At 64.3% G+C, this 15087-nt stretch carries 14 protein-coding genes; 8 read left to right on the top strand and 6 right to left on the bottom strand.

Annotated elements, in window-relative coordinates; translation table 11 throughout:
* Together AB7535_RS05505 and AB7535_RS05500 are read right to left on the bottom strand one after the other, a co-directional pair.
* Positions 1–1545, bottom strand: a complete 1545-nt coding sequence (locus AB7535_RS05505) for an acyl-CoA synthetase (RefSeq protein ID WP_439037237.1) — start codon at positions 1543–1545, stop codon at positions 1–3.
* 168 nt (positions 1546–1713) lie between these two features.
* Positions 1714–2523, bottom strand: a complete 810-nt coding sequence (locus tag AB7535_RS05500; protein WP_085403925.1) for a crotonase/enoyl-CoA hydratase family protein — start codon at positions 2521–2523, stop codon at positions 1714–1716.
* A gap of 105 nt (positions 2524–2628) precedes the next feature.
* Between AB7535_RS05500 and AB7535_RS05495 the strand changes: the two genes are divergently transcribed.
* The 3 genes from AB7535_RS05495 to AB7535_RS05485 all read left to right on the top strand — a co-directional run bounded on the left by AB7535_RS05495 (position 2629) and on the right by AB7535_RS05485 (position 6427).
* Positions 2629–3501 carry an SDR family oxidoreductase gene (locus tag AB7535_RS05495; protein WP_063986558.1) on the top strand — a complete coding sequence of 291 codons (873 nt, stop codon included), beginning with the start codon at positions 2629–2631 and terminating at the stop codon, positions 3499–3501.
* A gap of 285 nt (positions 3502–3786) precedes the next feature.
* A complete protein-coding gene (locus AB7535_RS05490) occupies positions 3787–4728 on the top strand; it encodes an IS110 family transposase (RefSeq protein ID WP_085403926.1) in 942 nt (313 codons plus the stop codon).
* 118 nt (positions 4729–4846) lie between these two features.
* Complete coding sequence (locus AB7535_RS05485; RefSeq protein WP_085403927.1) at positions 4847–6427, top strand: fatty acid--CoA ligase; 1581 nt, start codon at positions 4847–4849, stop codon at positions 6425–6427.
* 177 nt (positions 6428–6604) lie between these two features.
* Here the strand turns inward: AB7535_RS05485 and AB7535_RS05480 are convergent, their stop codons facing one another.
* Positions 6605–7879: an acyl-CoA dehydrogenase family protein gene (locus AB7535_RS05480; RefSeq protein ID WP_085403928.1), complete on the bottom strand. Its 1275-nt coding sequence runs from the start codon at positions 7877–7879 to the stop codon at positions 6605–6607.
* A 212-nt stretch (positions 7880–8091) separates the two neighbouring features.
* On the opposite strand from AB7535_RS05480, the gene AB7535_RS05475 reads away from it, so the two are divergent.
* Positions 8092–8871 carry an enoyl-CoA hydratase-related protein gene (locus tag AB7535_RS05475; RefSeq protein WP_085403929.1) on the top strand — a complete coding sequence of 260 codons (780 nt, stop codon included), beginning with the start codon at positions 8092–8094 and terminating at the stop codon, positions 8869–8871.
* Between the two features lie 186 nt (positions 8872–9057).
* On the opposite strand, the gene AB7535_RS05470 is transcribed toward AB7535_RS05475, so the two are convergent.
* The 3 genes from AB7535_RS05470 to AB7535_RS05460 are packed head-to-tail and all read right to left on the bottom strand — an operon-like array spanning position 9058 to position 11210.
* Positions 9058–9435, bottom strand: a complete 378-nt coding sequence (locus tag AB7535_RS05470; protein ID WP_085403930.1) for a DUF6285 domain-containing protein — start codon at positions 9433–9435, stop codon at positions 9058–9060.
* Between the two features lie 3 nt (positions 9436–9438).
* Positions 9439–10425 (bottom strand): phosphotransferase family protein, encoded by a 987-nt coding sequence (locus tag AB7535_RS05465; protein WP_085403931.1) that lies wholly within the window; start codon positions 10423–10425, stop codon positions 9439–9441.
* Complete coding sequence (locus AB7535_RS05460; RefSeq protein WP_028146899.1) at positions 10422–11210, bottom strand: enoyl-CoA hydratase/isomerase; 789 nt, start codon at positions 11208–11210, stop codon at positions 10422–10424. Before AB7535_RS05460 ends, AB7535_RS05465 begins: the two co-directional genes overlap by 4 nt.
* A gap of 179 nt (positions 11211–11389) precedes the next feature.
* Between AB7535_RS05460 and AB7535_RS05455 the strand changes: the two genes are divergently transcribed.
* From AB7535_RS05455 to AB7535_RS05440, 4 genes are all read left to right on the top strand, one after another.
* Positions 11390–12169, top strand: coding sequence for an SDR family NAD(P)-dependent oxidoreductase (locus AB7535_RS05455; RefSeq protein ID WP_085403932.1), 780 nt, complete (start codon positions 11390–11392; stop codon positions 12167–12169).
* A 109-nt stretch (positions 12170–12278) separates the two neighbouring features.
* The gene (locus AB7535_RS05450) at positions 12279–12659 is read left to right on the top strand and encodes a VOC family protein (protein WP_028146897.1); all 381 of its coding nucleotides are present in this window, start codon (positions 12279–12281) and stop codon (positions 12657–12659) included.
* Between the two features lie 307 nt (positions 12660–12966).
* Complete coding sequence (locus AB7535_RS05445; protein ID WP_014496881.1) at positions 12967–14244, top strand: acyl-CoA dehydrogenase family protein; 1278 nt, start codon at positions 12967–12969, stop codon at positions 14242–14244.
* 151 nt (positions 14245–14395) lie between these two features.
* On the top strand, positions 14396–15013 hold the full coding sequence (locus AB7535_RS05440; protein ID WP_085403933.1) for a flavin reductase family protein: 618 nt from the start codon (positions 14396–14398) through the stop codon (positions 15011–15013).
* Positions 15014–15087: the final 74 nt, after the last annotated feature.

The following is a 15087-nucleotide window of genomic DNA, read 5'->3' as shown; positions in this document are numbered from 1 at the left end:
TCAAATCTTCCGCCCCGCCTGCTCCCAATAGGGATCACGCAGGCGGCGCTTGAATATTTTTCCGGAGTCTTCGCGCGGCAGGCTCGTGCGGATCTCGATGTGCTTGGGCACCTTGTAGTCGGCGAGCGAGCCCTTGAGCCGGGTGCGGATATCGCCGGCATCGAGCGTGACACCTGGTTGCGGCTCGACCACCGCCATCAGCGCCTCGCCGAACTCGGCATCGGGGATGCCGAACACGGCGCAATCATGCACGCCGGGCACGGCGTGGAGCACGGATTCGATCTCGGCCGGATAGATGTTGACGCCGCCTGAGATCACCATGTCGCGCTTGCGGTCGCAGATGAAGACGTAGCCGTCCTCGTCGATATAGCCGACGTCGCCGGAGGTGATGAAGCCGTCGCGGTCGATCTCGGCGCGCTTCTCCGGCTTGTTGTGGTAAGTGAAGTCAGCCATTTCGGCCATGCGGGAATAGATCTCGCCGATCTCGCCCACGCCCAGCACGCGGCCGTCGTCGCCGATGAAGCGCAGCTCGGCGCCCGGCGAAATCCTGCCGACGGTGCCGGGCTTTTTGAGCGCATCCTCGGGGGTCGCGAAGGTGACGGCGCTGGATTCAGTCGAGCCGTAGAATTCGTAGATCACCGGCCCCCACCACTCGATCATCGCGCGCTTGACGTCGGCCGGACATGGCGCGGCGGCGTGGATGATGTGGCGGAGCGAGGAGACATCATACTTCCTGCGCACCGCCTCAGGCAGCTTCATCAGGCGAATGAACATGGTCGGGACCATGAAGATGGTGTCGATCTTGTATCGTTCGATCAGGTCCAGAAATTCTTCGGCCTCGAACCGTGGCATCAGCACCAGTGCGCCGCCGAGCTTGCCGGCGCGGATGCCGAACGAGTTCGGCGCGGAGTGATAGAGCGGGCCCGGCAGGATCGCGCGGGCGCCGGGCTTGAGCCCATAGATCATCGCACGCATGCGCTCGCCGGCCGCCGCCTGTTCCGGCGTGGGCGCATTGCGCCGCACGCCCTTTGGATGGCCGGTCGTCCCTGACGTGTAGATCATGTTCATGGGCTGCGGCACGACCGGGCCGTCGTAGGGCGGGTACTGTGCGAGCCAGGATTCGAAATCGATCGCGAAGTCCGGCGTCTTCAGGTGATCGGGGTCGATCTTGTAGTTGGACAGGATCTCCAGCGGGGTCGGCACGCTGAGCACGGTGACGCCTTTCGGAATGGCATCGCGCAGGGCGTGCAGCATGTGGGCATGTCCAATCAGCACGGACGTGCCGGTATCCCCGAGGATGTAGTTGATCTCCTCCGGCTTGAAGTGCCAGTTGATCGGCACGCCATAGGCCCCGAGCCGCATCGCGGCGTAGGCGGCTTCGAGGAAGGCGATATCGTTGCGCATCAGCATGCAGACGCAATCGCCCTGCTTGACGCCGATTTTGGCGAGGCCGCTCGCGATGCGATCAGCGCGGTTGGCGACTTCGGCATGGGTGCGGCGGCGCTCGCCGGAGACGATGCCGAGGAATGGGGACGTTTCGCTCATTTTTGTTTTTCTTTGTTGTTTAGCGACGTTGCCAGTTAGTCGTCATCACCGGGCTTGTCCCGGTGATCCACGTTCTTGCTTGCCGCTTCTGACCAAGAACGTGGATGGCCGGGACATCTAGCGCGAAGACGCGCTTCGCGCTTCTGCCCGGCCATGACGGAGAGCCTGTCAGTCTACATACCTCGCCTCGCGCTTCTCCAGATTGGAGCGCACCGCTTCGGTCTGGTTCGCACTGCCGATCAGCTTCTGCTGCTCGACCGACTCGGCGAGCAGCGCCGGGCCCGGATCGACCGAGAGATTGTTGAGCAGGCGCTTGGCGGCGCGGATCGCATCGGGGCTCTTGCCGGCGATTTCGCGCGCGACTTCGAGAGCCGTGGCGCGCGGGTCGTCGCAGATGCGCGTCGCGAGGCCGTAGCTCATCGCCTCCTGTGCGGAGAAGATGCGGCCGGTGTAGGTGAGATCGCGCAGGATGTCGTCGCGCACGAGCGAGGCCAGGATCGGCGTGCCGGCCATGTCGGGCACGAGGCCCCATTTGATCTCCATCACCGACATCCGCGCATCCGGTGAGAGAAAGCGCATGTCGGCACCGAGCGAGAGCTGGAACCCACCGCCGAAAGCGACGCCGTGCACGGCCGCGATCACGGGAACCGGAAGCTGGCGCCAGCCCCATACCGCCTGTTGCGGAAAGTTCGCCTGGCCATGCGTACGTTTGGTGAGATCGCGATTTTCGCCACCCGGAATTCCGTTGCCGCCTGTCTCCTTCATGGCGGCAAAACGCCCCATGTCGAGACCGGCGCAGAAGGCGCGGCCTTCGCCCGAGAGCACGACGACACGCACGCCCTTTTCCTTCGAAAGCCGGTCGGTTGCGGCAACAAGGGCTTCGAACATCGCCTGATCGAGCGCATTCATCTTGTCCGCGCGCACCAGGCGCACGTCGGCGACGCCTTCCGAGATCGAGATCGAGACGCGCTCTTCCATGGATGAATTCTCCCCTGTTCTTGTTCAGTGCCGCTTTACAGGAAGCCGGCGGCCGGATTTAGTCAATCGACCAATTAACTGACAATGCCTGCGGAGGAAACAGCCATGTTCAAGGAAAATCTTCTGGCCGGCCGGAACATCCTTGTCACCGGTGGCGGCACCGGGCTCGGCAAGTCGATGGCGGCGCGCTTCCTCCAGCTTGGAGCAGAGGTGCACATCTGCGGCCGGCGCAAGATCGTGTGCGACGAGACCGCGACCGAGCTGATGGCTGAGTATGGTGGCCGCGTCACCAGCCACGGCGTCGACATCCGCAACGCGCTCGCGGTCGAAGAGATGATCGAGACCATCTTTCGTGACGCTCCCCTCACCGATCTCATCAACAACGCGGCCGGCAATTTCATCTCGCGCAGCGAAGAGCTCTCGCCCCGCGGCTTCGATGCCGTCGCCAACATCGTGATGCACGGCACGTTCTATGTGACCCATGCGGTCGGCAAGCGCTGGATCGCCTTGAAGCAGCCCGGCAATGTCGTTTCCATCACCACGACCTGGGTGCGCAACGGCTCGCCTTACGTGGTGCCGTCCGCGATGAGCAAGTCGGCGATCCACGCCATGACGATGTCGCTCGCGACCGAATGGGGCCGCTACGGCATCCGCCTCAACACGATCGCGCCGGGCGAGATCCCGACCGAGGGCATGAGCAAGCGCATCAAGCCCGGCGACGAAGCCGGCGCGCGCACCAAGGCGATGAACCCGATGGGCCGCGTCGGCACCATGGAGGAATTGCAGAACCTCGCGGTGTTCCTGATCTCCGGCGGCTGCGACTGGATCAGCGGCGAGACCATCGCGATGGACGGCGCGCAGGCGCTGGCGATGGGCGGCAATTTCTACCAGCTCCGCGACTGGAGCGACGACGACTGGAAAACCGCGCGCGAGAGCATCATGGCGCAGAACGAGAAGGACCGGGCGAAGCGGGGGTGATGCACCCACCGCTGTCGTCCCGGGGCGCGCATAGCGCGAGCCCGGGACCCATAACCCCAGGATGAGGTTTGGCGAAGACTCACAACCCGATCTCGCGCCACACTCCTCCCTGTGGCTTTGGGTCCCTGTGTCTTGGAAGCCTGTCATGATGGAGTGGGCGGGAAGCCGTTGGGTCCTTGGCGCTTGACGCCGTGATCCGGCCCGGTCTCCCGCCCGTTCCATCTATCAACCTGAACAGTTGCACGAGGCTGCGGCAACAGACCTCGCATCACAGGGACAGGCACCGTGATCATACCCCTTCGTTACGTCGGAATCGACGTCTCCAAACAACATCTCGATATCTTCGATGAGGGCTTGGGTGTGCCGGAGCGCATCGCCAACGCGCCGCAGGCCATCACACAGATCGTGGCGCGTTGGCGATGCGACGTGCTGGTCGTCTTCGAGGCAACGGGTGTCTATGATCTCGAACTTCGCGAGGCGCTGGGTCAGGCCGGTATCCGCTTCGCGCGGATCAACCCGGCCCGGGCTCGCGACTTTGCGCGCGCCAGCGGCCAGCTCGCCAAGACCGACCCGATCGATGCGAGGATGCTGGCGGCCTTTGCGCGGGCCCTGAAGCCAGCCACCGAGCAAATTGCCAATCCCGCCCGCAATGCCTTGGCGAGGCTCGCAAAACGGCGGGATCAGCTGGTCCTCATGCGTGCGCAGGAGAAGAACCGGCGCAGCGAGGCCGACGACCGTGCCATGGCCGATCGTATCGGCCGTCTCATCGAGGTCCTCGACGGCGAGATCGCCGAGATCGAGGCCGACATCAGCACGCTGATCAAGACCGAGCCGGAGATCTCGGGCGATGCGCAGTTGATACGTTCACTTCCTGGCGTGGGTCCCGTAACCTGCATGCAACTGATCGCGCAGATGCCGGAACTCGGAAAAGTGGGACCGAAGCAGGTGGCAGCGCTAGCCGGCCTGGCTCCCTTCAACGTCGACAGCGGGGCTTACCGTGGCAAACGTAAGATCGCCGGGGGCCGAAAGCGCGTCCGTGATGCCCTTTACATGGCTGCTCTCAACGCGGGCCGCCGGGCCGATCCGTTCAAGGTCTTTTACGTACGATTGCGACAGGCCGGCAAACCAGCCAAACTCGCCCTCATTGCCGTCGCCAGGAAGCTGCTGACGGTCCTCAACGCCATGATGCGCGACAGGAAGCCCTACCTGAACGTCAAGCCGACATAACAGTTGCCGGATCGGCGCTTCGCTTGTCCGGGACGACAGCAGGGCCTCTCCCATCTTGTCTTCACCCGCGGATGACGCCACACTCCCAGACATAAAAACAAGACGCCACGGGAGAGACATGTCCACCACACAGCCATTGGCGAATCTCGCCGACATGGTGCGCGAGCGCGCGACCAGCCGCGGCAACGCGACCGCCTACGAGTTCGAGGGCCGCCTCACCAGCTTTGCCGGGTTTGACGTCAAGACCAACAAGGTCGCCAACGCGTTGATCGCGATGGGTGTCAGACGCGGCGACCGCATCGCCTATCTCGGCAAGAACAGCGATCTCTATTTCGAGCTGCTGATGGGCGCGATGAAGGCCGGTGTGGTGATGGCGCCGGTGAACTGGCGGCTTGCCGGGCCCGAGATCGCGTTCATCGTCGCGGATTGCAAGGCGCCGGTGCTGTTCGTCGGGCCGGAGTTCATCGCGCAGGTCCGCCAGATCAAGGACCAGCTGCCTGGCGTGCGCACCGTCATCACCACTGAAGGCGGCGCGCCGGAATGGCAGGATTTTACGGCCTGGCGCGATGCGCAAAGCGGCGACGACCCGAAGGTGCCGATCGACACGAAGGACATCGCGATCCAGCTCTACACGTCGGGCACGACAGGCAAGCCGAAAGGCGCGATGCTGTCGCATGCGAACTTCCTCAACCTCGTACAAACAGGCAATGCCGAGGACAAGCCGGAGTGGAACCGGTGGTCGACCGACGACGTGTCGCTGGTGGCGATGCCGATCTTCCACATCGGCGGCTCCGGCTGGGGCGTGATGGGACTCTATCACGGCGCCCGCGGCGTGATCGCGCGCGAGTTCGATCCGACCAAGGTGCTGGATTTCTTCGAGCAGTCGGGCATCACCAAGCTGTTCATGGTGCCGGCGGCGATGCAGTTCGTGGTACGGCAGCCGCGCGCGAAGACGGTCGATTTCTCGCGCCTGAAATACATGCTGTATGGCGCCTCGCCCATTCCGGCGGCGCTGCTGAAGGAATGCATCGAGATCTTCAAATGCGGCTTCGTGCAGATGTACGGCATGACCGAGACGACAGGCACCATCGTCGCGCTGCCGCCGGAGGACCACGTCGAGGGCCTCGAGCGGATGCGCTCGGCCGGCAAGGCGCTGCCGGGCGTCGAGATCGCGATTCTGGATGCGGACGGCAAACCGCTGCCGCCGCGCGAGGTCGGCGAGATCGCGACGCGCTCGGGCTCCAACATGGCCGGCTATTGGAATTTACCGGAGGCGACCGCCTCGACCCTGCGCGGCGATGGCTGGCTGCGCACGGGCGACGCCGGCTACATGGACGAGGACGGCTATCTCTACATCCACGACCGCATCAAGGACATGATCATCTCCGGCGGCGAGAACATCTACCCGGCCGAGGTCGAGAGCGCGCTGTGCGATCATCCTGACGTCGCCGAGGCCGCCGTGATCGGCGTGCCCGACGACAAATGGGGCGAAGCCGTGAAGGCCGTCGTGGTGATGAAGCCCGGCAAGCAGGCGACCGCCACCGACATCATCAACTTCACCCGCGAACGTATCGCTGGATTCAAGACACCGAAGAGCGTGGAGTTCTTGCCGGCGCTGCCGCGGAATCCGTCAGGCAAGATCTTGCGGCGGCAGCTGAGGGAGCCGTATTGGGTAGGGAAGGACCGACGGGTGAATTAGCCCCGCTCTATCCGCGTCGTCGTCCCGGGGCGCGCGCAGCGCGAGCCCGGGACCCATAACCACAGGGTGGAGTTTGGCGAAGACACGGAGTTGCCGTCTCGCCTCAAACTACTCCCTGGGGTTATGGGTCCTCCCCGCATTCGCGGGGACGACTCGGGGAGAGATCGCAGCGTCTCTCTAATGCTTCCCCGGCCCCATATACCCGAACAAGAACCCCGCCACCTTCCGCATCTGGATCTCCTCACTCCCCTCCGTGATGCGATAGCGGCGGTGGTGGCGGTAGATGTGCTCGAACGGCTTGTGGCGTGAATAGCCCATGCCGCCGTGGACCTGCATGGCACGGTCGGCGGATTCGCAGCAGAGGCGGTTTGCCCAGTAGTTGCACATGGAGACGCGGTCGGAGAGCGTGCGCTCGATCTGCTCCTCATTGAGCTGGTCCATCTCCCAGGCTGTCTTGCGGATCAACAGGCGCAGCATCTCGGCTTGGGTCGCGAGCTCGACCAGCGGAAACTGGATCGCCTGGTTCTCGGCGAGCGCCTTGCCGAACGGCTTTCGCTCGCGCGCGTACTTCACACTCTCGTTGATGCAGTAGACGGCGGCGCCGAGCGAGCTTGCCGCCTGGCGGATGCGGTTCTGGTGGACAAAGCACTGCGCCAGCGACAGGCCGCGGCCGACTTCGCCGAACAGCGCATCCTCAGGCACGAACACGTCCGTAAAGCTGACGCGCGGATGGTCGGTCGGCATGTTGAAGGTCCACATGTACTCCTCGACCTTCACGCCATGGCTCTTGGCCGGCACCAGGAAGCAGGTGATGCCGCGGGCATCGCCGTCATTGCCCGAGGTGCGCGCGAACAGCGCGCAATGCGTGGCGACGTGCATGCCGGTCGTCCACATCTTCTCGCCGTTGATGATCCAGCCCTTGACGTTGTCGCGGGTCGCGGGCACCGCGCGCGTCTCCATGTGCGTCGCGTCCGAGCCGTGATGCGGCTCCGTCAATCCAAAGGTGATGCGGTACTTGCCCCTGATCGAGCCGTCGATCATCGCCTTCTGGTCGTCGCGGCCATAGCGATCGAGCATGGTGACAACGGGAAAATTGCCGACGATGGAGTGCTCGTTCTGAAGATCGTTGTGCAGGCCGAGACCCTTGGCGGCAAAGTGCTCGCGGATCACAGCCATCCAGAGGTTGGAGCCGTCCTTGCCGCCATATTGCTTCGGCACCGGAAAGCGCAGATGGCCGGCGGCGTCCGCGAGATCCTTGGCCTTGCGCAGCAGCGCTTCCCACTCATGGCGCGGCAGGCCGCCATTGTCGAAATCGGTGCGCGCCCATTCGCGGCGATGGTCGAAGAAGCGGATGTTGTCGTCGGCCTGTTCGAGCGGCTTGATCTCGCGTTCGATGAATCGATCGAGCTCTCCGAGATAGGCGACGAGATCGGCAGGCAATGAGAAATCCACGGCTCTCTCCCGGAGTAGTTTTGTCGTTTTGCGTTAAGGCGCTAACCGCGCTTTTGCTTCGCGCGATTAAGGTGAGAAGTGCGCGCGCAAGTCAAGCAAGGCAAGGCGTGTGACGGGCGCAAGGCGCGCCCGCGCAATTCGATGGTGTCGCGGCGCTGGCACGCGCTAGTATGACGCCAATATTCCTTCACGAGAAAATGCGGGAGCGCGCGATGGATCTGAAATTCTCAAAGGTGGAACGCAAGGGGCCGATCACGATCGTTACGCTGTCGCGGCCCGAGGTCTACAACGCGCTGCACACCGACGCGCATTTCGAGCTCCAGAAGGTGTTTGACGATTTCTCAGCCGATCCCGAGCAGTGGGTCGCGATCGTCACCGGCGCCGGCGACAAGGCGTTCTGCGCCGGCAACGATTTGAAGTGGCAGGCGGCGGGCGGAAAGCGCGGCTGGGACAAGGGCGGCTTTGCCGGCCTTACCTCGCGCTTCGATTGCGACAAGCCGATCATCGCCGCGGTCAACGGCGTCGCCATGGGCGGCGGCTTCGAGATCGCGCTCGCCTGCGACCTGATCATCGCCTCGGAGAATGCGACCTTCGCCCTGCCCGAGCCGCGCGTCGGCCTTGCCGCACTCGCCGGCGGCCTGCACCGGCTGCCGCGCCAGATCGGGCTCAAGCGTGCCATGGGCATGATCCTCACTGCGCGCCATGTCAGCGCCAAGGAGGGCCATGAGCTCGGCTTCGTCAACGAGGTGGTGCCGCAGGGTGAGGCCCTGTCGGGCGCGCTGCGCTGGGCGGAGATGATCACCAAGAACTCGCCGATGTCGATCCGGGCGTCGAAGCAGACCATCCAGAAGGGCCTCGCCGTCTCGCTGGAGCAGGCGATCGAGGAGCAGCGGGAATATCCAGCGGTGAAGGCGATGGTGGCCTCGCAGGATTATATCGAGGGCCCGAAGGCATTCTCGGAGAAGCGGCCGCCGAAATGGGTGGGGAAGTAGAGCGCCGCTCTCCTCGTCACGACGACGGATGCCCCAACACCACAGGTGTCATGCCCCGGCTTGACCGGGGCATCCAGTACGCCGCGGCTTCAACGCATCTCATTGCCGTCTCTGGAATACTGGATCGCCCCCCCTGTGCGCAATTGCGCACTAGGCGGGCGATGACAGCGGAGAATATGGCACCGTCTACCCGCCTCGCCCCAGCTCCCGCTTGTATGAGGCATAGTTCGGCTGGTCGACCGCTAGCTTATCCATTGTGGTCTGCCAGAGATGCTCGGCGAGCCCCGGCGTTGCCAGATCAATCTCACCCTTGGCGATGCGATCGGCGAGCGCGCGGTTGAGATCGGCCACCGGGCCGTCCATGCCGAGCAGCGCGCGCAGCCGCTCCACCTCCTTCGCGTCGCTCCTCTCCTCCTGCGTCAGCTGCCGCGTCACGAGGTCGAGGATGTTGATGGCGACGCGCAGCTTGAAGGCCTGATGGCCGGAGATCAGCGGCGTGATGTCGTTGCCGAGGAAATCGGCGACCGCCTTGGTCAGCTCGGTCGGTGTCGGTTCGTCCTGCATGTGTCAGCTCCCGCGCGGCGCCAGCAGCCGCAACAGATCGATCTCGGTCTCGCTGGCGCGGCGGCCGATCATGGCGCGTTCCATCGAATGATCCGGCCCCTCGCGGAACCGCTGCATCATGCCGCCGCACATGATGCCCCAGCGCAGCGTGCCCATGACTTCCCAGAATTTGACGCGCGCAGGATCGCATTTGCGGCCCGCGGCCTCATAGCCGGCGAACAATTCCTCGCGTGTGCCAAAACCGCCCACCGGCTTGTCGATCTCACCAAAGCGCCAGGAGTTGACGCAGACCCAGCCGAGATCCTCCATGGGATCGCCGAGATGGGCGAGCTCCCAGTCGAGCACGGCGCGGACGCCGTCGGCGCCGATGATGAGATTGCCGTTGCGGAAATCGCCGTGCACCAGCGTGGTCTCGGCCGAGGGGCCGGGATCATGGTCGCGCAGCCAGCGCAGCGCCAGCTCGAACACGGGCTTTGGCCAGTTCAGGCTGCGATAGTCGCGCTCGAACTCGCCGATCTCCTGGGTCGCGGACCGGCTGCGCAGCTCGGGCAGCTTGTCCTGTGGCAGTTTGTGCAGGCCGGCGAGCACGCCGCCGATCTGCCGCGCGAGACGCGGCCGCGCCGCCGCGTACTCATCATCGCGAAGAATCTTACGGGCGATGGTCTCGCCCTCGACCCGCTGCATGATGAAGCCGGTGCCGAGATTTTCGTCGGGCGTCAACACATGCATCACGCGCGGCGACGGCACGCCCGCCTCATAGGCAAGCTGCATCAACTGGGCTTCGGCGGCGAGACCTGCCGCGCGCGTCGGCGCGGCGCCATAGCCCTTCGGCGAGCGGCGCAGGATCGCGCCGATCGGCCCATCGGGATGCTCGATGTCGAAGCGCCAGGTTTCCTGGCTGGCGCCGCCGGACAGTTTTGCCGCGCCGGTGACGCCAGTCGCCCCTTCGCACCAGCGCGCGACGCTGCGGGAGAGCTCGGCCTCGATCATTTGCCTTTGAACTGCGCCGGGCGCTTCTCCAGGAACGCGCCAACGCCTTCACGGAAATCGTCCGTGTCGCCGGCACGCAGCTGGCACTGGAATTCGAGATTGAGCTGATCCTCGAACGAATTTTCGGGGCTGTCCCAGTAGAGCTTGCGGATCAGCGACAGCGCGACCGTCGGGCCGCTGGCGAGATCGCGCGCGAGCTTCATCGCCTCCTCCATCAGCACGCCGTCGTCATAGACGCGGTTGACGAGGCCCCATTCCAGCGCCTTCTCGGCCGGCAGGCGCTCGCCCATCAGCGACAATTCGACCGAACGCGCCCGGCCGATCAGGCGCGGCAGCAGCCAGGTCGAGCCGCAATCCGGCACCAGGCCGATGCGGCGGAAGGCTTGAAGAAAGTAAGAGGACCGCGCGCACAAAATCATGTCGCCGAGCAGCGCGAAGCTCATGCCGGCGCCGGCGGCCGGGCCGTTGACGGCAGTGACGATCGGGCAATGCAGATTGCGGATGCGGCGCAGGAAGGGATGAAAGCCGGTCTCGAGCGTCAGGCCGGCCTTGGTCTTCTTCGACTGGTTGTTGCGCCCTTGCAGATTCGCGCCGGTGCAGAACGCCCGCCCCGCGCCAGTCAGCACCACGCAGCGCACCTCGCCCTTCTTCTCCTCGATCGCGTCGAGGGCATCGGAGAGGCCGCCCAGCATGTCCATGGAGACCGCGTTCATCACCTCCTGATGGTCGAGCCGGAGGATCGCGACCGAGCCATCGAAATCGAGCGTGACGTGTTTGAACTGCATGGTTTCCTCGTCAGTTGGTACTAGCGATGTTTCGCAGACCGGAATTAGTTTTGCCGGGGCGCATATTTGATTTTTGTCGCGGCCTTGTCCATGGTGGTCCGAACATACCTTGTCGTCGTATCGCACAATCTTGCGCGCACAGGCTGGCGCGCGCCCGTGCCAAAAACAGGAAACGCGCCATGAACCTTTTCGACCTCAGCGGCCGCGTCGCCGTGATCACCGGCGGAAATGGCGGTATCGGGCTCGGCATCGCGCAGGCGCTCGCCGGCCAGGGCTGCAACGTCTTGATCTGGGGCCGCAATCCTGACAAGAACAAGGCTGCTGCCGCGAGCATGACGGGCCTCTCCGGCAAGGTCGACACCCGCGTCTGCGACGTCACCGATCCGGCTTCGGTCAATGCCGCGATGAAGGCGACGCTCGACATTTTCGGCCGGGTCGACGGCTGCTTTGCCAATGCCGGTATCGGCGGCGGCGGCCGGCGCTCCTTCATCGAGCGCACCGAGGAAGAGTGGCGCACGATGTTTGCGACCAATCTGGACGGCGTGTTCCACGCTTTCCAGGCCGCCGCAAAACACATGACCGAGCGCGCCAATGCCGGCGATCCCTTCGGCCGGCTGGTCGCGACATCGAGCCTCGCCTCGATCTTCGGCACTGCGCGCAATGAGCACTATGCCGCGACCAAGGCCGCGATCAACGCGCTGGTGCGCGCGCTCGGCGTCGAGCTGGCGCGTCACGGCGTCACCGCGAACGCGATCCTGCCCGGCTGGATCAAGAGCGACATGACCGCGGGCATCATGGCCAACGAGAAGTTCGTCGCCAATGTGATGCCGCGCATTCCGATGCGGCGCTTCGGCGAGGCCAGCGATTTCGGCGGCATCGCGGTGTATCTGATGAGCAAGGCGTCGTCGTATCACACCGCGGATACGTTCGTGATCGACGGCGGCTATACGGCGTTTTGAATCTCGTAGCCCGGATGGAGCGAAGCGTAATCCGGGATTTTCAAAAACAAGCAAGACCCGGATTTCGCTGCGCTCCATCCGGGCTACAAACTCTGAGGGGAATGGGCAAATGTTCTCACACATCATGATCGGCACCAACGACCTGGACAAGGCCAAGGCGTTCTACGACCAGCTGCTCGGCACGCTCGAGGTGCGCCCGGCCAGGGTCGACGGCCATCGCATCTTCTACATCACCAAGACCGGCGTGTTCTCGGTGACGAAGCCGATCAACGGCGAGGCCGCCACGTGTGCGAATGGCAGCACCATCGGCTTTGCCGCCAACTCGCCTGAGCAGGTCGACAAGTGGCACGCCACCGGCGTCGCCGCCGGCGGAACGCCGATCGAGAATCCACCCGGCATCCGCGAGGGCGCAGGGAACAAGCTCTACATCGCTTATTTGCGCGACCTCGACGGCAACAAGATCTGCGCGATGCATCGGCTGCCGAACTGATTGCTCCAGGACGGTGTCATTCCCCGCCTTGTGCGCAATTGCGCACTGGAGCGGGGAATCCAGTACGCCGCGGCTTCTCCGTAAATCGCTGACGTCACGGAGTACTGGATCGCCCGGTCAAGCCGGGCGATGACAACAGTGAGTGCGGCCCGCACCTGCCTCCTCACGCCGTTCAAACAACATTTCAAACACTCTCGCGATATTCCATCGCATGGCATGGGTCGCCTGAAAAAATGCGCGCTCGCGCTTTGGCCGCGCTGCGACTATTCTGCGGCCCAACGCGATCTCAGTGACCCCGGGAGGAACAATGACAAAGCACGCCTACATACCCCGCACCACCAACTACACCCTCAATCCCGGCGACGAGCTCAACGATCTTCGCATGTCGGACCAGGTCCGGCCGCTCTACGATCACGTCAGGAAATTCATCCGCGACACCGTCGAGCCTATGTCGATCGAATTCGCCAAGGCCGGCGAAGGCAAGCAGGATCGCTGGAGCTTTACGCCGAAACAGCTCGAGGTGCTCGAGGTCGCCAAGAACAAGGCCAAGAAGGAAGGCCTCTGGAATTTCTTCCTGCCCGACGACGAGACCGGTCAGGGCCTGAAGAATCTCGACTACGCCTATATCGCCTCCGAGCTCGGCAAGAGCCCGCTGGCCTCCGAGACGATGAACTGCTCGGCGCCGGACACCGGCAACATGGAAGTGCTGGAGCGCGTCGGCACCAAGGAGCAGAAGGAGAAGTGGCTGAAGCCGCTGATGAACGGCGAGATCCGTTCGGCCTATGTCATGACCGAGCCGAACGTCGCCTCCTCCGACGCCAAGAACATTTCGACGACCGCAAAGCTCGTCGGCGACGAATGGGTCATCAACGGCGAGAAATATTACATCTCCGGCGTCGGCGATCCCCGCTGCAAGATCCTCATCGTGATGGTGAAGACCAATCCGGATGCGGCGCCGAGCAAGCAGCAGTCGCAGATCCTGGTGCCGCGCGACACGCCCGGCGTCGAGGTGCTCGGGCCCATGTACGTGTTCGGCCAGGACCACGCCCCGCGCGGCCACATGCACATGCGCTTCAACAACGTCCGCGTGCCCAAGGAGAACATGCTGCTCGGCGAAGGCCGCGGCTTCGAGATCTCGCAGCTCCGCCTCGGCCCGGGCCGCATCCATCACTGCATGCGCACCATCGGCAAGGCCGAGAAGGCGCTGGATCTGATGGTTCAGCGTGGCCTCACCCGCGAGGCCTTCGGCAAGAAGATCGCCCATCTCGGCGGCAACATGCAGATCATCGCGCAGGCGCGCTGCGAGATCGAGGCGATGCGGCTGATGGTGCTGAAGGCCGCCAAGGCGATGGACGTGCTCGGCAACAAGGAGGCCCGCGTCTGGGTGTCCATGGTCAAGGCCATGGTGCCGGAGCGCGCCTGCAAGATCATCGACCAGTCGATCCAGATGCACGGCGCCACCGGCATCTCGCACTGGACCCCGCTCGCGGAGATGTACCAGGACGTCCGCCATCTGCGCTTCGCCGACGGTCCGGACGAGGTGCACTGGATGGTGGTGGGACGCCACGAGTTGAGCATGGCGTAAAAGTCTCTGGCCTCTCCCCGCTCGGGAAGAGCCGTAGGGTGGGCAAAGGCGCGCTCTTCGCGCGCCGTGCCCACCATCGCGGCTTCGCAAGAAGTGGTGGGCACGCTTCGCTTTGCCCACCCTACGAGAGTTTCACTCCTACGGAGCCACCATGGAATACGCCGCCAGCGACCTGACGCCACGCGAGCGCTACAAGGTGCTGACGTCCTTCATCCTGCCACGGCCGATCGCGTGGGTGACCTCGGTCGGGCCGACCGGCGTCGTCAACGCCGCGCCGTTCAGCTTCTTCAACGCCTTCTGCGAAGATCCGCCGCTGTGCATGTTCGCGGCGAACCGGAAGCCCAACGGCCAGGACAAGGACACGTTTCTCAACATCCAGCGCACCGGCGAGTTCGTGGTCAACCTCGCCGACGAGCCGCTGGCGAAGGCCATGCACGAGAGCAGCGGAGATTTTCCCCCTGAAGTGGGCGAGCCTGACTATCTCGGGCTGAAGCTCGCACCGTCGGCGAAGATCGCCGTGCCGCGGCTCGCCGACACGCCCTGGGCGATGGAGTGCAAGCTCTGGAAGATGATCGACGTCAACGACGATCGCCGGCTGATCATGGGCGAAGGCATCCACTTCCATATCCGCGACGAGCTCTGGGACGACAAGGCGATGCGGGTGCACATGGACCGCTATCACCCGATCGGCCGCATGTTCGCCGACCGCTACTGCCGCACGGATGATCGCGTGGTGTTTCCGGCCGCGGAGGGGGCGAAGAGGAAGTAGGCCGCGCCATCGCGCTCCCTCGCCCCGTTCTTACGGGGAGAGGGCTGGGGTGAGGGGCTGCTTCCGAGAAAACA

Origin of the sequence: Bradyrhizobium sp. 956_D2_N1_4 (assembly GCF_052076025.1) — a bacterium.
GTDB classification, from domain to species: domain Bacteria; phylum Pseudomonadota; class Alphaproteobacteria; order Rhizobiales; family Xanthobacteraceae; genus Bradyrhizobium; species Bradyrhizobium barranii.
The sequence above is the reverse complement of the archived record's forward strand: the minus strand, read 5'-3'. Positions and strand labels throughout refer to the sequence as shown.